Origin of the sequence: Hafnia sp. HMSC23F03, from assembly GCF_001816025.1 — a bacterium.
GTDB classification, from domain to species: domain Bacteria; phylum Pseudomonadota; class Gammaproteobacteria; order Enterobacterales; family Enterobacteriaceae; genus Hafnia; species Hafnia paralvei.
Genome location: NZ_KV824187.1, coordinates 120,459 through 142,999, shown reverse-complemented (window position 1 = coordinate 142,999; position 22,541 = coordinate 120,459). Strand labels below are relative to the sequence as shown.

Sequence of the window (22,541 nt, the reverse complement as noted above, 5' to 3'; positions counted from 1 at the left end):
AGAGAATTGACGTGGCGAAGAATATCCAAGCTATTCGTGGCATGAACGACTACCTGCCGGAAGACACGGCGCTTTGGCAGCCGATTGAAGCTGCGCTCAAACAAGTCCTGACCAGCTACGGTTACAGCGAAATCCGTTTGCCGATTGTAGAGCAGACCCCGTTATTCAAACGTGCGATTGGTGAAGTAACCGACGTCGTTGAAAAAGAGATGTACACCTTCGATGACCGTAATGGTGACAGCCTGACTTTGCGTCCTGAAGGGACTGCGGGCTGTGTGCGTGCCGGTATCGAGCATGGTCTGCTGTACAATCAAGAACAACGTTTATGGTACATCGGTCCGATGTTCCGCCATGAGCGTCCGCAAAAAGGCCGTTATCGCCAGTTCCATCAGTTGGGAGCCGAAGTCTTTGGCCTAAATGGGCCTGACGTAGACGCCGAGCTGATCCTGCTGACTGCCCGTTGGTGGCGTGCGCTGGGCATCTCTGAGCATGTCTCTCTGGAACTGAACTCAATCGGTTCTCTGGAAGCACGCGCGAACTACCGTGACGCACTGGTCGCTTATCTGGAGCAGTTTAAAGATAAACTGGACGAAGATTGTAAGCGCCGTATGTACAGTAACCCGCTGCGCGTTCTAGATTCGAAGAACCCAGAAGTACAAGCCTTGCTCAATGACGCGCCACGCCTGTCTGAATATCTGGACGAAGAGTCTCGCGAGCACTTTGCTGGCCTGTGCAAGTTACTCGACGATGCGGGTATTGCGTATACCGTAAATGAGCGTCTGGTGCGCGGTCTGGATTATTACAACCGCACGGTATTTGAGTGGGTGACGAATAGCCTGGGCGCGCAGGGAACCGTTTGTGCCGGTGGTCGTTATGATGGTTTGGTTGCTCAACTCGGTGGGCACGCCACGCCAGCTGTTGGGTTTGCTATGGGCTTGGAACGTTTGGTTCTGTTGGTTCAAGCGGTTAATCCTGATTTCCAGCCACAGCGTGCGGTTGACGTTTATCTGATTTCTTCTGGTGAAGGTACTCAGAGTGCGGCGATGCGTTTGGCTGAAAAAATTCGTGATGCTTATCCGCAGGTCAAACTGATGACCAACTATGGCGGTGGCAACTTCAAGAAGCAGTTTGCACGTGCTGATAAGTGGGGCGCTCGCATTGCTCTGGTATTAGGCGAAAATGAGATGAACGCGGGTCAGATTAATGTTAAAAATCTGCAAAGCGGCGATCAGCAAACTATTGCACAGGACGACGTTGCTGCGATCCTGGCATCAATGTTGGCGTAAGGAGTAAAGAACAGTGGAAGTCTATAGCACAGAGAACGAACAGGTTGATGCCTTACGTCGCTTCTTTATTGAGAATGGTAAGGCGTTAGCGATTGGTGTTGTGATTGGTATAGGTGCACTGCTTGGTTGGCGTTACTGGCAGAATCACCAGCAGGCTGAAATGACAGGGGCTTCCCAGTCTTATCAGCAGGCAAGCGAGGCGCTGACCGGTGGTAAAGCGGACGGTGTTGCTTTAGCTGAAAAATTTATTGAAAAAAATGCTAATAACTATGGTGTGTTAGCTGCATTGCAGGTAGCGCAGCATGATGTTGACCAGAAAGACTTTGCTAAGGCTGAACAGCGGTTAGCTTGGGCTCAAGGTCAAACTAAAGATGAAAACCTGAAATCCCTGATTGATTTGCGTTTGGCTCGTGTTCAGCTGCAGGAAAATAAGCTGGACGACGCATTGAAAACTCTGGATTTAGTCAAGGCGACCGGCTGGGTTGCTATGGCGCAGGACGTACGCGGCGATGTACTGGTTAAGAAAGGCGATGTAAAAGGCGCCCGCGAAGCATACAGCAAAGGCTTGGCCTCTGATGCTTCCCAGTCTTTGCAGGCTTTACTGCGCATGAAACTGAACAATTTATCCAACTAAGGGGATAATAAATGCAATTGCGTAAAACGCTCTTGGTGGGATTACTGTCTGTAACATTTTTGAGCGGATGCTCTTGGTTCAACAGTGAAACTGACGTTGTAACCATGTCACCGTTGCCAAAAGTTGAAAATCAATTCACACCAACTCAGGTGTGGAGTACATCTGTTGGCAGCGGTGTGGGGGAATTCTATTCTCACCTGCGCCCTACTTGGCAAGATAACCGTATTTACGCCGCCGATCGTATGGGCGTGGTAAAAGCGATGGACGCGGAAAAAGGCGATGTGATCTGGTCTGTCAATCTGGCAGAAAAAGATGGCTGGCTCTCGCACAAAACTGCGCTGCTGTCTGGTGGCTTAGCGGTTTCGGGTGGCAAGGTTTACGTGGGGTCTGAGCGTGCGGTGGTTTATGCATTGAACGCTGAAGACGGCACGGAAGCTTGGAAAACCACCGTTGCTGGCGAAGCGATTTCTCGTCCCGTGGTGAGTGATGGATTGGTATTGGTTCATACCGCTAACGGTATGCTGCAGGCTTTAAATGAGGCTGATGGTGCAATCAAATGGACCGTTAACCTCGATATGCCTTCTCTGACACTGCGCGGCGAATCGGCTCCGGCGACTGCCTATGGTGCAGCGATTGTCGGCGGTGATAACGGGCGTGTGAGCGCGGTGATGATGCAGCAGGGCCAAATGATTTGGCAGCAGCGTGTTGCTCAACCAATGGGTTCAACGGAGATTGACCGCCTGAACGACGTGGATACAACCCCTATCGTTGTTGATGGTGTTGTATACTCCCTAGGTTATAACGGCAACTTAGCGGCTTTGGATCTGCGTTCCGGTCAGATTCAGTGGAAACGTGAAATGGGTTCCGTGAACGATTTCATCGTTGATGCCGGCCGTATTTACGTTGTTGACCAAGATGACCGTGTCGCGGCGTTAAGCGCTGACGGTGGTGTATCTCTGTGGAAACAAAGCGATCTGCTGCACCGTAACCTGACCGCTCCAGCGTTGTATAACGGCTATCTGGTTGTGGGTGATAGCGAAGGTTATCTGCATTGGCTGAATACTGATGACGGTCGTTTTGTTGCTCAACAGGAAGTAGACAGTTCTGGTCTGCTTAGCGCGCCGCTGGTAGCCAGCGATAAGCTGATTATTCAGGCTCGCGGCGGTAAAGTTTACGCATTTACCCGCTGATATATCCAATGATTTGGCGTATCAATGCCAAGTTAGACGGTTATAAAACAATTATTTAGGGCGGCAATATGGCCGTCTGGGAACGGCTCCTGATCACCTCAGGAGCCGTTTCGTCTTCTGAAAAGTCCTTGCGCGGGCGCGATCTTTCCCCGTGTATTTGGAATTAAATTAAGTAATAGAGGCTTCAACAATGATACCTGTCGTCGCGCTGGTCGGGCGCCCGAATGTGGGTAAATCCACTTTATTTAACCGCTTAACGCATACTCGTGATGCTCTGGTTGCGGATTTCCCTGGGTTGACCCGTGACCGTAAATACGGTCGTGCTGAAGTGAGTGGTCATGAATTCATTATCATTGATACCGGCGGTATCGATGGCACTGAAAACGGTGTTGAAACGCATATGGCTGAGCAATCGTTAATGGCGATTGAAGAAGCTGATATCGTGCTGTTTATGGTGGATGCTCGTGCTGGCTTAATGCCTGCGGATGAGGGCATCGCCCAGCACCTGCGTAGCCGTGAGAAAGCCACTTTCTTAGTCGCGAACAAAACGGATGGTATTGATCCTGATGTTGCTATCGGTGATTTTTACTCACTTGGCTTTGGTGAGGTTTATCCCATCGCTGCCTCTCATGGCCGTGGTGTAGCTCAGCTGATCGAAGAAGCCCTGATCCCGTTTGTTGGTGTGCCAGAACCTGAGCGTGAGTTGACCGAAGAAGAGGCGAATGCCGCTTATTGGGCAGAGCAGGAAGCTGATGAAGCGGGAGAGTTGGCTGAAGAGGAAGAGGACGACTTTAATCCTCAGGATCTGCCGATTAAAATCGCTATCGTAGGTCGTCCTAACGTAGGTAAGTCCACACTAACAAACCGTATTTTGGGTGAAGACCGTGTCGTAGTCTACGACATGCCGGGCACGACGCGTGACAGCATTTACATCCCAATGGTTCGCGATGAGCGCGAATACGTGCTGATTGATACCGCTGGGGTTCGTAAGCGTGGGAAAGTGACTGATACCGTTGAGAAATTCTCCGTTATCAAAACGCTGCAGGCGATTGAAGATTCCAACGTTGCATTGTTGGTGATTGATGCACGTGAAGGTATTTCTGACCAAGACCTGTCGCTATTGGGCTTTATCCTGAATAGTGGGCGCTCACTGGTAATTGTGGTGAATAAGTGGGATGGCCTGTCTGAAGATGTCAAAACTCAGGTCAAAGAGATGCTGGATCTGCGTTTGGGCTTTGTCGACTTTGCCCGCATCCACTTTATCTCCGCTCTGCACGGTAGCGGCGTAGGTAATCTGTTTGAATCTATTCAAGAAGCCTATGATTGTGCGACTCGCCGCGTAAGTACATCCTTACTTACTCGTATCATGAATATGGCGCAGGAAGATCATCAGCCGCCGTTGGTACGTGGTCGTCGTGTAAAACTGAAATATGCGCATGCCGGTGGCTATAACCCGCCAATCGTGGTTATCCATGGTAATCAGGTAAAAGATCTGGCTGATTCTTACAAGCGTTATCTGATGAACTACTTCCGTCGTTCGCTGAAAGTGATGGGTACGCCAATCCGCATTCAGTTTAAAGAAGGCGACAACCCGTATGCGGGTAAACGCAATATGCTGAATCCAACTCAGCTACGTAAACGTAAACGCCTGCTGGCTCATATCAAAAAGAGCAAATAACGTTTACTGACAACGAAAAACCACAATGGGGTGCAGAATATGCATCCCATTTTTTTATGGTTTTCTCTATTTTTTACGGCGTTGCATATAGTCGCTGTGTGAGCTTTGAGTGTATTCTCTTTGCTTGCAAAGTATTTTCGACATCAACAAGGATTTAAGTATGTCTTGGGAGACGTGGAGTTTTGCCTTCGGTGTCACAGTACCTAATCTGTTGATGTTACTACTGGGAGTGTTGTTGCGCCGATTACGGCTGTTGGACGATGCGTTCTGCGATGGCGCGACTCGGCTCGTTTTTAATCTCTCTCTTCCTTGCCTGTTGTTTTTCAGCATTGCCACTAACCACTCTACGCTTGGCAACAACTTAGCCTTCGTCGTTTACGGCGGAGCCGCAACGGTGATCAGTTTTCTCCTGTTGGAACTGGTGGCGCTTAAGTTGGTAAAAGATCCACGCGAGCGTGGCATCTTTGTTCAGGGCGGGTTTCGCGCCAATACGGCGATTGTTGGTTTAGCTTATTGCGCCAGCGCCTACGGTAGCGAAGGCGTTGCCATTGGGTCGATGTACATGGCCGTGACGGTGATCCTGTTTAACGTATTGTCGGTCGTGACTCTTACCCGCACGCTGAGCTCGGATAGCCAGCAGAAAATCAGCTGGGGAAAAATACTGCGCGGGGTTATCACTAACCCATTGATTATCGGTATCGTGTTTGGCCTATGTTATTCCTTCACTCGGCTCCCGATGCCGGAGGTTTTATCATCAACCGGCAAATTTATCTCTGGCATGGCGTTGCCGCTTGCGCTGCTGTGTACCGGAGCGAGTATTGACTGGCACGCGATGTTTAGCTCATCTAACGTTGCGGGCTATGCGAGTGCGGCAAAGCTGATTGCCGTCCCAGTATTCATGACATTAGGCGGCTGGCTGCTTGGATTCCGTGGCGTTACACTCGGCGTGATGTTCTTATTTACGTCGACGCCAACGGCGGCTGCCAGCTATGTTATGACGCGAGCAATGGGAGGAAATGCCACGCTTGCGGCTAACATTATTGCGATTACCACCGTTGGGTCTTTTTTCACGACCGCGCTTGGGCTTTATTTCTTGCGTAATTGGGGTGTGATTTAGGAGGTTAAAATGGACGTGTTATGTCCAAAGTGTCAGCAACAGATGCAGTGGGTAAACGGTGATTATTATTGCCCTAGCTGCCAGCAAGCATACCATCAACATGCGGATTGTCCTGAATGCGGGAAACCATTACAGGTATTGAAAGCCTGTGGCGCGGTGGACTATCTGTGCCAGCATGGACATGGGATGATATCCAAGAAACGTGTGAAGTTTAGCTATAGCGAAAAATAGCATTCGAGAGTGAATGCAAAGATTTAATGCGACGACGGGCGCATCCTTGCGCCCTAGTATTCAAACAAACCGTGACGGATATAAACGTTATCTCTTCATCCACAACGCCGTTGTACAAATTCTTCTAAGCGCACCATCGCTTGTTCAATCAACGCCTTCGGCGTGCCAAAGTTAATGCGGATATAGTTCTCACCGTTTTGCACATAGTGGGTGCCATCTTCAACAACAACGCCGGTTTCATGCGCTAGCTGATGAGTAAAATCATAGGCACTCATGCCCGTGGCGCTGACGTCCACCCATGCTAGATAGGAAGACTCTGTTCGCATCATTTTGAGCGTTGGTAGGCGCTCACTAATGAATTGATAAAGATAGCGCTCGTTTTCTGCAAGATATTGGTTGAGCGCTTTCAGCCATGGTAAACCTCGGTTATAGGCATAAATTAACCCCCAGACGCCAAACATATTAGGGGAGGTAATTGAGTTTTTCTCCAGCTGCTGGCGAAAACGCGAGCGCAATGTCTCATTAGGTATAATGCTGTAAGAGGTTTTTAACCCACCAAGGTTGAATGCTTTATTTGGTGACGTAAGTAATATGAGATTGTCTGGGGCGGCACAATCCTTGTTTAGCGCATTGATAAAGTTGCCTTGCAAAATATGTTCTGCATGTACCTCATCGATAACGAGAATTACCCCGTATTTCTGACAAAGATCGGAAACTCGATGAATTTCTTCGGCACTCCAAATTCTCCCAGCGGGGTTGTGTGGAGAGCAGAAGAGATAAAGTTTCGGTTGATGCTGTTTTATTTGGTCTTCAAGTAATTCGAAATCGAGCTGGTAGCGGTTATTTTTCACCACCAGAGGGTTCGCAATAATGCGTACTTTTTGACGTTCGGCGGCCAGCGCAAAAGGATCATACACCGGCGTATTCATAAGAATGCAGTCACCTTCCGTGCAGAATGCCTGAATGGTGTAATGCAACGTTGAGACGGTGCCGTAGGTTAGCGTGATCCACTCGCGATCAACATGAGCGTTGTGCTGCTTGGCCTGAAAGTCGATCACCGCTTGGTAAAATTCGTCGAAGCAATAGGTATAGCCAAAAGTGCCGTGCTCTACGATTTGGCGCAGGCCTTCAATCACCTCGGGTGGAGATTTAAAGTCCATATCGGCAATCCACATGGGAATAAAGTCTCTCGGCACGGTACCAAAGCGTGAGCAAACATAGTCGTAATCCCACTTACGGCATTTATCGACGCGGCGATCGATGATCTCATCAAAATTATACATGCTGGCTCCTTGGCCTAAATTAATGCTTCAATGCCGGTTTTTACACTTTGGACTTGTGGCCCAATGATCACCTGTAAACTGTGATTATCAAGCACGACCACGGCAAGAGCACCCGCTTTCTTTAATATTTCTTTATTAATAAGCGCCATGTCTTTAACGACTAAACGTAAGCGGGTGATACAGTTGTCCAGTGAGTCGATATTTTCTTTCCCTCCCAAAGCGGAAAGAATGAGTTCTGGGTCGTACTGAGTTCCTTTTTTATTTCCGCTGGGCTTCTCTGCGTTTACGTTTTCAGTAATATCGTCATCCTCTCGCCCCGGTGTTTTAATATCGTGCTTGAGAATATACCAACGGAATACAAAGAAGTAGATAGCAAACCAAACAATGCCAACGGGGATAACTAAATACCATTTGGTTGCGGTGCCTTGTATTATGCCAAAGATTAATAAGTCTAATATTCCGCCGTCGGTATTTCCGATTGTCACACCGAGTAATGCCATCACCATTAAAGCAAGGCCGGACATAATGACATGGAAAACATATAAGAAAGGTGCGATGAATAAAAAGAGAAACTCAATCGGCTCGGATATACCGGTTACCATGGAAACTAAAACGCCCGAAAGCAGTAATCCTTTTATGATAGGGCGGTTTTCAGGTTTAGCCGTTCGGTAAATAGCATAAGCGACAGCAGGTAAGCCAAAGATAAAGGTAGGCATGAAGCCTTGTGATAAGAATGCGGTAACGTGAGGGCTAAAAGGCAGACCCGCTTTAAGCTCAGCATAGAAAATGTTTAGCGCTCCTGATATTTCCTGCCCGCCAACAAATTCAGTTCCGCCAGCGGGGGTGAAACGTACCATCGCCAGCAAAATATGGTGCAAGCCAAATGGTTTAAGTAATAGAACGCCAACGCCGTATAAGAATGGGCCAAACACGCTGGTGCTCTGGATTAATCGTCCAATTGCGGTAATGCCAATAGCCACATATTCCCATAAGAACGGAATGACTAGCCCAACGATGGATAGCGTTAGGGCGGTAATGATAGGGACAAAACGGATCCCGCTAAAGAAGGCAAAAGCATCATGGAGCCGGGTATCTTGGAAACGTTCGTGTAAGAAATAGGTAATGACACCCACGACGATCCCGCCTAAAACCCCCATCTCTAGCGATTGAATTCCTAATACCATCGCTTGACCCGCTTGCTTCATATTGGCTGCGTCGGCGAGTTGATGGCTACTGAGAAGATAATAATTAATCGATAGATTCATTATCATATAGCCGACAAAACCAGCGAATGCACCGATGGCCTTATTCCGTTTCGCCAGCCCCAGTGGAATGGCCATAGCGAACATAATAGGTAAATAAGTAAAGGCAAATCCGCCAACGGTAGCAACAAAACCAAATGTTAATTGCACTAATTCATTTCCCAAAAAAGGGAAACTTTTTATAGTAGAGGGGCTGGTAATAGAACTACCAATACCTAATAACAAACCCATAAATGCGAGTAAAGATACGGGGAACATAAACGTCTTTCCCAGACTTTGAAAAAATTCCCATAACCTTGACTTGAATGATTTTGTGTCCGACATGTGGGCACTCCCAATAAGCTGGTAACTATAATAAACCTTCATCATCCAAAATGAATGACGATAATTTTTTATCTGTGAGCTAAGGGAATTTTTAATAAATGAGATGATTCCCCAATGACCTAAATAGGCTGTTAGGAATTAAAGCAAAGCGATTGTTGATAGAATGCACCGAGGATCACAGTTTTATTTTGCTCGGGATTTAGGCTATTTTGCTTTCGTTTCATAACCAACCAAAAGCAAAGCGAAAAATTAGCGAGTAAATTTTATCTATAAAGTAAGGAATCGTGTAGAAGATAACGAAAGTGGGGATATATAGGATGTAGGCCACGGCTTTTATTATACGACGTGACCTATCTCACAGAACTCACTATTAGCGTCTAGACGTCACGTTTGGACACGCGTTTTTTGGGGAGCGGTGCGATCGCGGTAACGGTGCTTTCAATCCATCCATCTTGCACTCGCGTTTTCAGTAATTCGCCGTTATTCACCTGCTTAACACTTTTCAATACGCTACCGTTTGGTGACTGAGTGACGCTAAATCCACGCGACAGCGTAGCGAGTGGGCTCACACCTTCCAACTGTGAGCAAAGTGCGCCAAAACGCTCACGGTTGCTACTTAGCTGGCGCTGGATGAGCAGTTCCATACGATTGTGAATTTGCGTTAATCGTTGCTGATTACGCTGGATCCGTGCCGATGGTTGTTGTTGGTTGAGGCGCTGGCTCAGACGTTCCTGCTGGCGTTCTGCGAGACGTAGGCGAGTTTGCACGGCCTCATCCAACCGACGGCGTAGCTTAAGAAGTAACGTGTTCTGACGCGCCAGACGGAGCTGTGGATGCTGTTGCTGTAAACGATGGTTGAGTCGTGTAAAACGTTGCTGGTGGCGAGCAAGATAATAATCCATCGCCATTTCCATGCGTTGCTGCTGCGAGAGCATTTGGCGCATAAGTTCTGTTTGATTACGGCTAACCAATTCAGCCGCTGCAGATGGCGTTGGCGCACGTAAATCACCGACAAAATCGGCAATGGTGACATCGGTTTCATGGCCGACTGCGCTCACAATGGGAATTTGGCTGGCAAAAATAGCCTTGGCCACGCGTTCATCGTTGAAACTCCACAGATCTTCTAGCGATCCACCGCCGCGCCCGACAATCAATACGTCGCACTCTTTACGCTGATTGGCTAACTCGATGGCGCGCACAATCTGCATCGGCGCATCGACGCCCTGAACTGCGGTTGGATAGATAATCACGGGCAAAGAGGGATCGCGACGCTGTAAAACGTTCAGAATGTCATGCAGCGCAGCACCGCTTGAAGAGGTCACAACACCGACGCAACGCGCGGGCGAGGGCAGCGGTTTCTTGTGTGCGGGATCGAACAGGCCTTCTTCCTGCAAACGCTGCTTGAGTTGTTCAAACTGCTGTTGCAGTAAGCCATCCCCTGCGGGCTGCATACTTTCGGCAATCAGTTGGTAATCACCACGCGGTTCGTACAGCGTGATGGTTGCGCGCATCAATATCTGCTGACCGTTTTGTGGGCGAAACGTCACCCGACGGTTGCTGTTGCGAAACATTGCGCAGCGCACCTGAGCACGATCGTCTTTTAACGTGAAGTACCAGTGGCCGGAAGAGGGCTGGGATAAATTAGAAATTTCACCTGATAGCCAGATCTGCCCCATTTCCATTTCTAACAGCTGACGGACGGTTTGGTTTAACCGACTAACGGTAAAAATTGGCGGGGAAGATGGCAGTGACATGTGACGTAGATCAAACTCTAAATCAAGGTGTTAATTAGTCGATACTACATGCTTGAATGACCTTCGCAAGACTTTTTTGTAAAAAGTACTGGAGGCAACCGTTTTCGGCCTGTATAATGCCGCGGCAATATTAAATCTATTTGATTTACCACTCTGGTGAGATATTGCCCATGCTACGTATCGTTAAAGAAGCCCTGACGTTTGACGACGTCCTCTTAGTTCCAGCCCACTCTACCGTTCTGCCAAACACTGCCGATCTTAGCACTCAGCTGACTTCATCTATTCGAATGAACATCCCCATGCTGTCTGCGGCAATGGATACCGTTACCGAAGCCCGTCTGGCGATTGCGCTGGCGCAGGAAGGCGGTATTGGTTTCATCCACAAAAACATGTCTATCGAGCGTCAGGCTGATGAAGTCCGCCGCGTGAAAAAACATGAAAGTGGTGTAGTCAAAGATCCTCAAACTGTTACTCCAACCACGACTCTGCGCGAAGTTAAAGAGCTGACCGAACGCAATGGTTTTGCCGGTTACCCTGTTGTGACCGATGAACTGGAACTGGTGGGGATCATTACTGGCCGTGACGTGCGTTTTGTCACCGATCTGGAACAGCCCGTGACTGCAGTAATGACGCCTAAAGAGCGTCTGGTAACGGTGAAAGAAGGTGAAGCGCGCGAAGTGGTTCTGCAACGTATGCATGAAAAGCGCGTTGAGAAAGCGCTGGTCGTGGATGAAAACTTCCACCTGTGCGGCATGATCACCGTTAAAGACTTCCAAAAAGCTGAGCGTAAGCCAAACGCATGTAAAGACGAGCATGGTCGTCTGCGCGTGGGTGCTGCGGTTGGCGCTGGTGCTGGCAATGAAGAACGCATCGCTGCGTTGGTTGAAGCCGGCGTCGATGTTCTGTTGATTGACTCCTCTCACGGTCATTCCGAAGGCGTGTTACAGCGTATTCGTGAAACTCGCGCTAAATTCCCCGATCTGCAAATCATTGGCGGTAACGTAGCGACGGCAGCCGGTGCGAGAGCATTGGCGGAAGCCGGTGTGAATGCGGTGAAAGTGGGCATTGGTCCTGGCTCTATCTGTACGACGCGTATCGTAACCGGTGTTGGGGTTCCACAGATCACTGCGGTTTCTGATGCCGTTGAAGCCCTTGAGGGCACCGGTATTCCGGTTATCGCAGACGGTGGTATCCGCTTCTCTGGCGATATTGCTAAAGCTTTGGCAGCAGGCGCAAGCTGTGTCATGGTCGGTGGTATGCTGGCAGGGACTGAAGAATCTCCGGGTGAAATCGAGCTGTATCAGGGGCGTTCATTCAAATCGTACCGTGGTATGGGTTCACTGGGCGCAATGTCTAAAGGTTCTTCTGACCGTTATTTCCAGAGCGATAATGCCGCGGATAAACTGGTTCCAGAAGGTATCGAAGGCCGCGTTGCATACAAAGGCCATCTGAAAGCGATCATTCACCAGCAAATGGGCGGTCTGCGCTCATGTATGGGGCTGACTGGTTGCGCGACGATTGATGAACTGCGTACTAAAGCAGAATTCGTTCGCATCAGCGGTGCAGGTATTCAGGAAAGCCACGTTCACGATGTGACCATCACTAAAGAGTCACCGAACTACCGTATGGGATCGTAATTCTGAATGTCGAGGCGAGAGCGTATTGCGGGTTCTCGCCGCTCGGTATTTAGTCACCTATTTTCGTTTTTTGGCTATTTATTTTTCTAAACAAGGCCTTACATGACTCAAAATATTCATAAGCATCGCATTCTGATTCTGGATTTCGGCTCCCAGTACACCCAGCTTCTTGCGCGTCGTGTTCGCGAAATCGGCGTATATTGCGAACTGTGGGCGTGGGACGTCACCGAAGAGCAGATCCGCGAATTTAACCCAAGCGGTATTATTCTGTCCGGTGGTCCAGAAAGCACCACAGAGAACAACAGCCCACGAGCGCCAGAATATGTGTTTACTGCTGGTGTGCCTGTGTTTGGCGTGTGCTACGGCATGCAGACCATGGCGATGCAGTTGGGTGGCCATGTAGAAAGCTCTAACGAACGTGAATTTGGCTATGCGCAGGTAGAAGTTACCGCACACAGCAAAATGTTTGATGATATCAAAGACTCCCTGACCAAAGACGGCACGCCAGTGCTGGATGTCTGGATGAGTCACGGCGACAAAGTGACCGCTATCCCTTCTGATTTCGTCACCGTCGCCAGCACCGAAACCTGTCCTTATGCCATCATGGCAAACGATGAAAAACGTTTCTACGGCGTACAGTTCCACCCTGAAGTGACTCATACCCATCAAGGGCAGCGCATGCTTGAGCGTTTCATTCTGGATATCTGCGGTTGCGAAGCGCTGTGGACGCCAGCGACGATCATTGAGGATGCGGTCGTGCGCCTGCGTGAGCAAGTCGGCGAAGACGAAGTGATCTTAGGCTTGTCCGGCGGCGTTGACTCCTCTGTGACTGCTTTACTGCTGCATCGTGCTATCGGCAAGCGTCTGACCTGTGTCTTCGTTGACAACGGACTGCTGCGCCTGAATGAAGGCGAGCAGGTAATGGACATGTTCGGCGATAAATTCGGCCTGAATATTATCCATGTCAAAGCCGAAGATCGCTTCCTGAATGCGCTGGCTGGCATCAACGATCCAGAAGCCAAGCGTAAAACTATCGGCCGCGTATTCGTTGAAGTGTTCGATGAAGAAGCGTGCAAGCAGCCTAACGTTAAGTGGTTGGCACAGGGCACCATCTATCCTGATGTGATTGAGTCCGCAGCGTCAGCAACCGGTAAAGCTCATGTGATCAAGTCTCACCACAACGTAGGCGGTTTGCCGAAAGAGATGAAGCTGGGTCTGGTGGAGCCGCTAAAAGAGCTGTTTAAAGACGAAGTGCGTAAGATCGGTTTAGAACTGGGTCTGCCATACGACATGCTGTACCGCCATCCGTTCCCAGGTCCAGGCTTGGGCGTGCGTGTACTGGGTGAGGTCAAGAAAGAGTACTGCGACCTGCTGCGTCGTGCGGATGCGATCTTCATTGAAGAATTGCATAAGGCTGATCTGTATAACAAAGTGAGCCAGGCATTTACCGTATTCCTGCCGGTTCGCTCTGTTGGCGTAATGGGCGATGGCCGTAAATATGATTGGGTCGTTTCTCTGCGTGCGGTAGAAACTATCGACTTCATGACCGCGCATTGGGCGCACCTGCCATATGACTTCCTGGGTCGTGTATCCAACCGCATCATTAACGAAGTGAACGGCATTTCCCGCGTAGTGTACGATATCTCCGGTAAACCACCGGCTACGATTGAGTGGGAATAGTGCTCGGCCACCAGTAACGATGTGAGTCGATAGCAAACATCTTAAGCCCTCTGAGAGATCAGAGGGCTTTCTTTTTTCTACCGGCGGTAGCGAAGGCTGAACATCGGATTTTTTGATGCCAGTTTGGCACCACTTTGGTGAAAAATAGCGTCGTTACTCTTTCTCTATTTTCGTGAACTTCGTGAGTGTGGTGGGCTCTAACCAAAATGACTTCTGGACAACGTGAATCATGGGGTAGAGCGCCCAATGGCGTTGTTGATACAGTTTAAATGCCAACAAAATATCTTCAGGGAACACGAATGCCACATTTTGATTTGTCCTCAAATGGAAAACCGTTTCGCACACTATCGTTAGCGGCACTTATTGCGGCAGCGCTGGTTTTTCCGCAGAGTAGTTTTGCTTGTGGGCCAGACTTTCCCAACCGTTTACTGCTTAATCGTAACGATACTCTTCTGTCGATGCCGGAAGGCAATTTTGTATTTGAAGCTAGCCGACTCGTGCCTGTAGACAAGCAATTACCACTTTGGAAAGCACCTGTATCTTCAACACTCGGTACGTCATCGAAACCTGCTCCGTTGTCGCCAGAACAACAAATTATTGCTGAGATGCGGCAAACTCACAGCGTTGAGGCTGCTGCTGCGATCGATGCGAAGAGCCTATCGAACGCAGCACGTTTGTATACGTTGGGTGCCGTGGCTTTTGGAGAAAAAGATCCTCGTGCATCGGAATATTTTCAGCAGGTTCTGGCTCTCCCCGTTGCTGAGCAGGGAGAATGGGGACTACGAGCGCAATATTCACTGGGGCGCGCGCAGATGAACGATTATGGTACGCCGGAAGACGTATCTGGATTGAACACGCCACCAGCGTCGCATCCCAAAAAAGAGCAGCTTGAGCAAGCTCTGGCTTCCTTCCAGCAGGTGATTGATAACGTGAAAAGCGGGGCTGTTGATCCTGAACAATTGGCGCTGAGTAGCCTAGGGCAGCAGGCGCGTATTCATCTATGGCTTGGCGACATTATCCCTGCGACACAGTTATATGCACAGCAAGCGGTTCAGGGCGATACCGATGGCGGGCTTTCGCTGATGTATATCTCCGGCTATCTGATTAGACCAGAAAATAGGGATGCGCTTAAGCAGGCCATTAGCGATCCATTGGTGCAGCAGTTGGTGACTATCGAACTCTTTGCTCGTAGCAGTAATTTGCAGATGGGGGCTGCCAAGCCAGAACAGACTATTGCTCCGATCCTCTCGTTACTGATGGATTCAGTGAAAAGTGGCTTCAGCGGTAGCGATCGTTTAGCTGCGTTAGCTTATCGTTCTGGACAATATACGATGGCTGCCAGCCTGCTGAAGAACGCTGGCGACGGCGGTTTAGCGTGGTGGCTACGAGCCAAGATGGCTCTACGTGATGGTGATGTGAAGTCAGCCACCGCGGCCTATGCGAAGGCGGCTTCCGCATTCCCTTCGGATGAAAGCTGGGGGCTACAGCGTAATGACGATTATGTGCCAGAAATGATCACCCCAGTTTGCCGAGTTTCTGGTGAGCAGTCCATTCTGGCACTGAATCGTGGCGATTATCTGCAAGCCATGGCTTTTATGTATCAAGGTAAAGAAAACTATTGGGCAGATGTGGCTGATATCGCCGAGCGAGTGTTAACCATTGATGAATTGAAACGCTTTGTTGATGAACACATACCAGCACCTAGCACACCATTGAAGTCCATTAATCCGGATGGGTACAGCGATCACCAGATCACGCAGGATGAAAAACTGCGTGACTTGCTAGCACGAAGAATGATGCGGGCTGGGCGCTATCAGGAAGCGGTGAACTACTTTGCGTTCCCAGCTTATCGTCAGTTTGCGCAGGAATTTGTTGATAGTATGAATACTGCCAAAAATAAAACGTCTGACAAGAGAGCCAAGGCCAAAGCCTATTATCACGCCGCCACATTACTACGGGAGCAGGGACTGGAGTTTATGGGCTATGAAATGACGCCGGACTACGCTATTTATGGCGCTAATATTTCTTATCTGGGTGATGCGTTTGATACGCGCGATTTACAGCATAAAAGCTGGATCAGCGTGGCTGAGGCCAGTCGGGCAGTGAAATCATTGCCAGAGGCGGACAACCACTTCTTGCATTACCGCTGGCGAGCGGTGGACTTGGCTCAGAAAGCAGCCAATTTATTGCCACCAAAAAGTCAGGCTTATGCTGCCGTATTGTGTAATGCCACAAGCTGGGTGATTGCATACGATACGAAGACGAGCCGAGCATTGTACCAACGCTATATCAAGAATGGCTCGTATTATGACTGGGCAGCCAAGTTTGGTGAGAATTGTCCTGAACCGCAGTTTTAAGCGTAGTGCCGCGATCGAGAATGAAGCCAGTGTTTGAAAACCTCGAGGAGGAGGGTAGCAGGCAAAACGTTCCTGATATCCTCTTAACGCGCGACTTCAGAGCGTTCACGCTGCATATTTAAGTAGCCGCATATTTTAAGTAGCCGCATGGCGCGGCTACTTAATGGATAAAGATTACTTCATCTTCACAAAACAGCGGCGCGCGGCGTCGATGGTCTTCTGGATATCTTCCTGAGAATGCGCCAGTGACATAAAGCCAGCTTCAAACGCCGACGGCGCGAAGTACACGCCTTCTTCCAGCATCAGATGGAAGAATTGTTTAAAGCGGTCTACGTCGCAGCGAGTGACATCGGCATAGCAAGTTACGGTTTCTTGATCGGTAAAGAAAATCCCGAACATGCCGCCCACGTGGTTAACCACTAATGGAATGCCTTCTTTTTGCGCAGCGTTTAACAGGCCGGAAGCCAGATTGTCAGTCAGCTCAGTCAGCTGTGGATAGATCCCCGGCTGAGAAATCTCGTTCAGACAGGCAAATCCAGCAGCCATCGCGACGGGGTTACCTGATAGCGTCCCCGCCTGATAAACCGGGCCCGTTGGTGCCAGAGCTTCCATGACATCGCGACGGCCGCCAAATGCGCCCACTGGCATACCACCACCGATGATTTTCCCTAAGCAGGTGAGATCTGGTGTTACACCGTAATAGTCCTGAGCCCCCGCTAATGCCACGCGGAAACCGGTCATGACTTCGTCAATGATCAACAAGGCACCATATTGGTCACACAGCTCACGCAGACCCGGTAGGAATTCAGGCAGAGGTGGAATGCAGTTCATGTTGCCAGCTACGGGCTCAACGATAATACAGGCGATATCGTTAGGGTATTGCTTGAACGCCTGCATGACAGATTCTACGTCGTTATAGGTGCAGGTCAGCGTATGCTTAGCAAAGTCAGCGGGAACGCCCGGAGAGTTTGGTTGGCCTAGCGTCAGTGCGCCGGAGCCCGCTTTAACCAACAGATGATCTGCGTGGCCGTGGTAGCAGCCTTCAAATTTGATGATTTTGTCGCGACCGGTAAAACCACGCGCCAAACGAATGGCGCTCATGGTGGCTTCGGTCCCTGAGTTCACCATGCGAACCATGTCCATACTTGGCACCAAGTCGGTAACCAATTGGGCCATTTTCACTTCCATTTCCGTCGGCGCGCCGAAGCTCAAACCACGGCCTACGGCTTCCAGAACGGCTTCGCGGATCGCTGGGTGGTTGTGGCCGAGAACCATTGGCCCCCATGAGCCAACGTAGTCGATATAGGCTTTACCATCGGCATCGTACAGGTAAGCGCCATCTGCGCGCTCGATAAACAAAGGCACGCCACCAACGCCGGTGAAGGCGCGAACGGGGGAGTTTACGCCACCCGGAATTAGCTCTTTTGCCTGAGCGTACAGACTTTCAGACTTACTCATAAATCGGCTCCTGACCTGTGCTGAATGTAAAAAGTCGCGTCTATTCTAAAGAAGTCGCCGCAGAGATGAAATGAAGAAAAGCTCAAGCTAAGGGATTGAACAGAATTCAATCGTTCTTTTCTCAATCATCATACTATCCTTAGGGAGTATTCAACTTTCCTCATAAGAGGACTTTGCAGCATTTGAGATGTAGAATAGCGCCTCTTTTATTTGTATTACTTATCAACCACAGCTTTAGTTGACTGATTATGACACAGAAAGAACAACACACTTCTCTGCCGTCTGCCACGCGTTTGCGCCGTAGTGACGTTATGCTGCAAATTTTACGTCGCGATAAAACACCCGTGGCAATCTTGTTTATGGCGGCGGTTGTCGGGACGCTGGCGGGACTTATTGGCGTGGCATTTGAAAAATGCGTCGATTGGGTGCAGCAACAGCGCTTAGGCGGATTGGCTCATGTGGCCGATTACTGGATCATCGTTTGGCCGATGGCGTTTATCGGCTCTGCGCTGTTAGCCATGTTTGGCTACTATTTGGTGCGCCGCTTTGCTCCTGAAGCCGGAGGTTCCGGCATTCCTGAAATTGAGGGCGCATTGGAGAATTTACGCCCCGTGCGCTGGTGGCGAGTGATCCCCGTGAAGTTCTTCGGTGGGTTGGGAACGCTAGGCGCGGGCATGGTGCTCGGACGCGAAGGCCCCACCGTGCAGATGGGCGGCAACCTCGGTCAGATGGTGTTCGATCTCTTTCGTGCTCGGAGTACGGAGGCTCGCCACAGTCTGTTAGCAACCGGTGCCGCTGCGGGTTTAACTGCCGCGTTTAATGCGCCGTTGGCAGGCATTTTATTCGTTATTGAAGAGATGCGTCCGCAGTTCCGCTATAGCCTGATTTCTATCAAAGCGGTATTTATCGGCGTGATTATGTCCTGTGTCGTTTTTCGCTATTTCAACGGTGAACGCACGGTGATTGAGGTGGGGAAACTCGGTAGCGTAGGTATCAACACCCTATGGCTGTACCTGATTTTGGGAATGGTATTTGGCGTTGTTGGCGTGTTGTTTAACCGTGGTGTATTCCGCGCTCAGGATATGTTCATGCGTCTGCACGGCGGAGATTGGCGCAAACTGGTGCTTATCGGCGGTGCACTTGGCGGAATGTGCGGGGTGTTAGGGCTAATTCAACAAGAAGCTGCTGGTGGGGGTTTTAACCTGATTCCTATTGCGGCGGCGGGAAACTACACCGTTGGCATGCTGCTGTTTATCTTTATCGCGCGCGTAGTGACTACGCTGCTGTGCTTTGGATCCGGTGCGCCGGGTGGCATCTTTGCACCGATGTTGGCGCTGGGTACCCTACTGGGAACCGCATTTGGAATGGCAAGTGCGCATCTTTTCCCACAATACGGTATCGAGGCGGGGACTTTTGCCATTGCAGGGATGGGCGCGCTGTTTGCTGCTACGGTTAGAGCCCCGCTCACCGGTATTGTGCTGGTGTTAGAAATGACGGATAACTATCAGCTCATTTTACCGATGATCATTACTTGTCTTGGCGCTACACTATTGGCCCAGTTTTTAGGTGGCAAACCGCTATATTCTTGCATCTTGGAAAGAACGCTTAAGCGTCAGGAACTGGCTCAAAAGCAGGCACAAGAGCAGGCGGCCCAACAAGAAGCGGAAAAGACGTCGTTACCGACGAGCAATACTTGAACGAATTAGTCAGGTATTAGATAATGACCGCATAAATCAGCATGGCTTTCTAGCGCTACCTGTATTTTGACATCGCCATGCTGTGTAGAAACATTCTGTGAAAAGCAGAGTTTTGGGAGTGAGAAATGAGTGAAGATATGGCTCTGCCGTTGCAGTTCACCGAAGCTGCAGCTAATAAAGTAAAAGTCCTGATCGCAGATGAAGAAAACCCGGATCTGAAACTGCGAGTCTACATCACTGGCGGCGGCTGTAGCGGCTTCCAGTACGGCTTCACCTTTGACGATAAGGTGAACGAAGGCGATATGACCATTGAGAAACAGGGCGTTATGCTGGTGGTAGATCCAATGAGCCTGCAATATCTGGTGGGCGGCTCTGTTGACTATACCGAAGGCCTAGAAGGTTCTCGTTTTATCGTCACTAACCCGAACGCAAAAACCACCTGCGGTTGTGGATCGTCCTTTAGTATCTAATCTTTGAGTCCCCCTCGCCAATTTCTCGCTTTACAAGGGCGTTGGCGGGGGGACTTATCAAAACAATCCATCTCTTCAAAACTATCCCATCTCTTTTTCCACGTTTACCATCCACGGTATCCCGAACCGATCGGTTAACATGCCAAACCCTAATGCCCAGAATGTTTCCTGAAAGGGCATCGTCACGTTCGCCCCCACGGATAACCTGTCAAACCATGTTTTGCCCTGCGCTAAATCGTTGGAATGCAGGCTGACGGAAAAACCGCCATGCTTTTTTTCCTCGGCGCACATGTTGCCGTCGCTCAGCATCAAGAGGCCATCACCGATCTTGAGTGAGGCATGCATGATTTTATCGGCTGGAAATGGAGGCGTAGTGGCACATTGGGAATCATCGACCGGCGCTTCGCCAAACCGTATTTTGTACAAAACTTCTGCGCCAAGCGCCTGAGTGTAGAACGTTAGCGCTTGTTCTGCGTTGCCGTCGAAGAACAGATAAGTACTCAGTTGCATAACAATATTCCTCGGTATGTGATTGGATTACCGAGAATTCATGATCCGACGCTTCATGCCTGAGAGTCGGGCTCTGCTATTAGAAGAGTTATATGCTGATAGTAATCCGCACAAGGAAGTTTAGCTGAAGATGACGCTGGCTGCCGCTGCGCTCGTAGTGAGTTTGATGTCTTCTTAATCATAGTTGTTTCATTGTTTTTGAAACGCTGGTTTAGTTAACGCCATCACAAAATAATAGTTCTCTTTTGCTAGAATGCCTTTCTGTGAGACTAAAACTCGATTGTGTATTACGGTGATGGAGAGAAATTTGAAAGATACTTAAAAAATATAACCTAAGCTTAATCAGCACATCGACTTAATGAAATTATTTAAGCCAGTGATTTATTTCTATCCCTCTTTCTGTAGGGAGGGAAAACTGTCTCTAAAATTATGGATGATATAAGTCAACTCTGTTTTATAAAATACCAGAGGTGATGAGAACGCTTAAATATTAAATAGTCATATCCATATTATAGTTGGATATTGGCTGCTTATCGTTCGAATAGTAGTGGGTTTATCTATTAGTCGTCATTTGATATCGATTTTTATAACACCAGGATTATCAGGTTCAGATACATCGTGGAAATGGATGCTATTGTCTTAAAAAACACGATGGTCGATTTAATAATTATATTAAAAATAAGGCGTTTTATGGACTACATATTAAAGGTTTTTGGAACTCCATCAATAATTATCGCTTTTATCGCATTTTGTGGACTCTGTTTACAACGAGCAAAACTCACCGTCATTATCAAAGGCACCGTATTAGCATTCTTGGGTTTTGTGCTGATTAAAACCGGTGGCGGAATACTCGGCGGCGTATTGACCATGTTTAGCGACCTCTTTACCAATGCCTTTGGTTTGAGGGGGGTAGTACCAAGTAATGAAGCTATCATGGCTCTTACCATCGATCGCTTAGGCCGCCCAGCGGCGATTATTCTTTTCTTTGCGATGGTCATCAATATACTTTTGGCTCGCTATACACGATTTAAATCAATTTACCTCTCTCTACACTTAATTGTCTTTATGGCTTTCTCTGTAACGGCTGCGCTTGTTGGTCTAGGGTATAGTGAGTTATTTTCTATTATCTTCGGCTCTGTTGTTATTGGGACATACATGGCTGTGTTCCCAACAATTTTATCTAGATTCAGCCGAAAAATTATTGGGCACAATGAATATTGTATAGCGCATGCAGCATCCAGTTCCTACCTTATCGCTTCTTATTTGGGAAAATGGTTTGGGGATACCTCAGTTAACGTTGAGCATGTGAACGTTAGCGATAAATTTAGTTTCTTAAAGAATTCCGATGTTGCTACTTTTTTGACGATGTTCTGTTTGCTGGGCATATCCTCTCTTTTCTCTAGTCATGAATATTTAACGAGCATTATGGAGAAAAAGCCTTATCTGGTATGGCTATTAGAAAAATCAGCCATTTTTGCGGGTGGCTTATTTATTGCTAAAAAAGGTGTGGTGCTATTTGCCGAAGAAATTGTACCTGCTTTTAAAGGCATTTCGAAAACCATTGCGCCGGGCTCGATTCCTGCCGTAGATCCGATGGTGTTATTTGATAAATCACCTAATGCCGTATTGATCGGTTTTCTTATCAGTTTCTTTGCGGAGCTTTGCTGCATTGCTATTTTTCCGATGCTGGGGTTACCGATTATTGTCCCGGGTATTCTGGCAAGTTTTACCTGTGGTGGTACGGCGGCCATTTTTGGCAATGCGACGGGGGGACTTCGTGGGGCCATCATTGCCAGCTTCGTCAATGGCCTATTGCTGTGCTTCTTACCGGCATTAGTGTTGCCACTTTTCAGCTACTTAGGTGCTACTGGCGTGACCTTTGCCGATCCTGATTTCACGATTTTATCTACTTTCATTAAATATACATTTGGTCTTGTACACTAAGCTAATTTGGCTTGGTATTGATATTAATA

The 22,541-nt window shown here is 48.8% G+C and carries 17 protein-coding genes; 12 read left to right on the top strand and 5 right to left on the bottom strand.

Features of this window, described 5'->3' with window-relative positions:
• The first annotated feature begins 11 nt into the window (after positions 1-11).
• The 6 genes from hisS (at position 12) to HMPREF3091_RS01015 (ending at position 6,136) form a co-directional block, all read left to right on the top strand.
• Positions 12-1,286 carry a histidine--tRNA ligase gene (hisS, locus tag HMPREF3091_RS01040; RefSeq protein ID WP_004847443.1) on the top strand — a complete coding sequence of 425 codons (1,275 nt, stop codon included), beginning with the start codon at positions 12-14 and terminating at the stop codon, positions 1,284-1,286.
• A gap of 13 nt (positions 1,287-1,299) precedes the next feature.
• Positions 1,300-1,920 (top strand): YfgM family protein, encoded by a 621-nt coding sequence (locus HMPREF3091_RS01035; protein WP_004847441.1) that lies wholly within the window; start codon positions 1,300-1,302, stop codon positions 1,918-1,920.
• Positions 1,921-1,931: 11 nt separating this feature from the next.
• The gene (gene bamB, locus HMPREF3091_RS01030) at positions 1,932-3,110 is read left to right on the top strand and encodes an outer membrane protein assembly factor BamB (RefSeq protein WP_070713432.1); all 1,179 of its coding nucleotides are present in this window, start codon (positions 1,932-1,934) and stop codon (positions 3,108-3,110) included.
• Between the two features lie 190 nt (positions 3,111-3,300).
• A complete protein-coding gene (der, locus tag HMPREF3091_RS01025) occupies positions 3,301-4,788 on the top strand; it encodes a ribosome biogenesis GTPase Der (protein ID WP_070713430.1) in 1,488 nt (495 codons plus the stop codon).
• Between the two features lie 160 nt (positions 4,789-4,948).
• Positions 4,949-5,905 carry an AEC family transporter gene (locus HMPREF3091_RS01020; protein WP_004847435.1) on the top strand — a complete coding sequence of 319 codons (957 nt, stop codon included), beginning with the start codon at positions 4,949-4,951 and terminating at the stop codon, positions 5,903-5,905.
• Positions 5,906-5,914: 9 nt separating this feature from the next.
• Positions 5,915-6,136, top strand: a complete 222-nt coding sequence (locus HMPREF3091_RS01015) for a zinc ribbon domain-containing protein (protein WP_004847432.1) — start codon at positions 5,915-5,917, stop codon at positions 6,134-6,136.
• 95 nt (positions 6,137-6,231) lie between these two features.
• Here the strand turns inward: HMPREF3091_RS01015 and HMPREF3091_RS01010 are convergent, their stop codons facing one another.
• The 3 genes from HMPREF3091_RS01010 to xseA all read right to left on the bottom strand — a co-directional run bounded on the left by HMPREF3091_RS01010 (position 6,232) and on the right by xseA (position 10,759).
• Positions 6,232-7,419, bottom strand: coding sequence for a MalY/PatB family protein (locus tag HMPREF3091_RS01010; RefSeq protein ID WP_070713427.1), 1,188 nt, complete (start codon positions 7,417-7,419; stop codon positions 6,232-6,234).
• 14 nt (positions 7,420-7,433) lie between these two features.
• Entirely contained in the window at positions 7,434-9,005 is a 1,572-nt protein-coding gene (malX, locus tag HMPREF3091_RS01005; protein WP_070713424.1) for a maltose/glucose-specific PTS transporter subunit IIBC, read from the bottom strand.
• 377 nt (positions 9,006-9,382) lie between these two features.
• A complete protein-coding gene (xseA, locus tag HMPREF3091_RS01000) occupies positions 9,383-10,759 on the bottom strand; it encodes an exodeoxyribonuclease VII large subunit (RefSeq protein ID WP_070713422.1) in 1,377 nt (458 codons plus the stop codon).
• Between the two features lie 170 nt (positions 10,760-10,929).
• On the opposite strand from xseA, the gene guaB reads away from it, so the two are divergent.
• The 3 genes from guaB to HMPREF3091_RS00985 all read left to right on the top strand — a co-directional run bounded on the left by guaB (position 10,930) and on the right by HMPREF3091_RS00985 (position 16,433).
• Complete coding sequence (gene guaB, locus HMPREF3091_RS00995; RefSeq protein WP_008812510.1) at positions 10,930-12,396, top strand: IMP dehydrogenase; 1,467 nt, start codon at positions 10,930-10,932, stop codon at positions 12,394-12,396.
• A 102-nt stretch (positions 12,397-12,498) separates the two neighbouring features.
• Positions 12,499-14,076, top strand: coding sequence for a glutamine-hydrolyzing GMP synthase (gene guaA / locus HMPREF3091_RS00990; protein ID WP_004847419.1), 1,578 nt, complete (start codon positions 12,499-12,501; stop codon positions 14,074-14,076).
• Positions 14,077-14,375: 299 nt separating this feature from the next.
• Complete coding sequence (locus HMPREF3091_RS00985) at positions 14,376-16,433, top strand: hypothetical protein (protein ID WP_070713419.1); 2,058 nt, start codon at positions 14,376-14,378, stop codon at positions 16,431-16,433.
• A 174-nt stretch (positions 16,434-16,607) separates the two neighbouring features.
• Here HMPREF3091_RS00985 and hemL read toward each other — a convergent pair whose 3' ends face one another.
• Positions 16,608-17,891 (bottom strand): glutamate-1-semialdehyde 2,1-aminomutase, encoded by a 1,284-nt coding sequence (hemL, locus tag HMPREF3091_RS00980; protein ID WP_004847413.1) that lies wholly within the window; start codon positions 17,889-17,891, stop codon positions 16,608-16,610.
• A 248-nt stretch (positions 17,892-18,139) separates the two neighbouring features.
• Here hemL and clcA point away from each other — a divergent pair, with 248 nt between their 5' ends.
• Together clcA and erpA are read left to right on the top strand one after the other, a co-directional pair.
• Complete coding sequence (clcA, locus tag HMPREF3091_RS00975; protein ID WP_035503242.1) at positions 18,140-19,588, top strand: H(+)/Cl(-) exchange transporter ClcA; 1,449 nt, start codon at positions 18,140-18,142, stop codon at positions 19,586-19,588.
• A 125-nt stretch (positions 19,589-19,713) separates the two neighbouring features.
• Entirely contained in the window at positions 19,714-20,058 is a 345-nt protein-coding gene (erpA, locus tag HMPREF3091_RS00970; protein WP_004847400.1) for an iron-sulfur cluster insertion protein ErpA, read from the top strand.
• A gap of 81 nt (positions 20,059-20,139) precedes the next feature.
• Here erpA and yjdN read toward each other — a convergent pair whose 3' ends face one another.
• A complete protein-coding gene (yjdN, locus tag HMPREF3091_RS00965) occupies positions 20,140-20,568 on the bottom strand; it encodes a VOC family metalloprotein YjdN (protein ID WP_070713414.1) in 429 nt (142 codons plus the stop codon).
• Between the two features lie 690 nt (positions 20,569-21,258).
• Here yjdN and HMPREF3091_RS00960 point away from each other — a divergent pair.
• Positions 21,259-22,512: a PTS ascorbate transporter subunit IIC gene (locus HMPREF3091_RS00960; protein WP_070713411.1), complete on the top strand. Its 1,254-nt coding sequence runs from the start codon at positions 21,259-21,261 to the stop codon at positions 22,510-22,512.
• Positions 22,513-22,541: the final 29 nt, after the last annotated feature.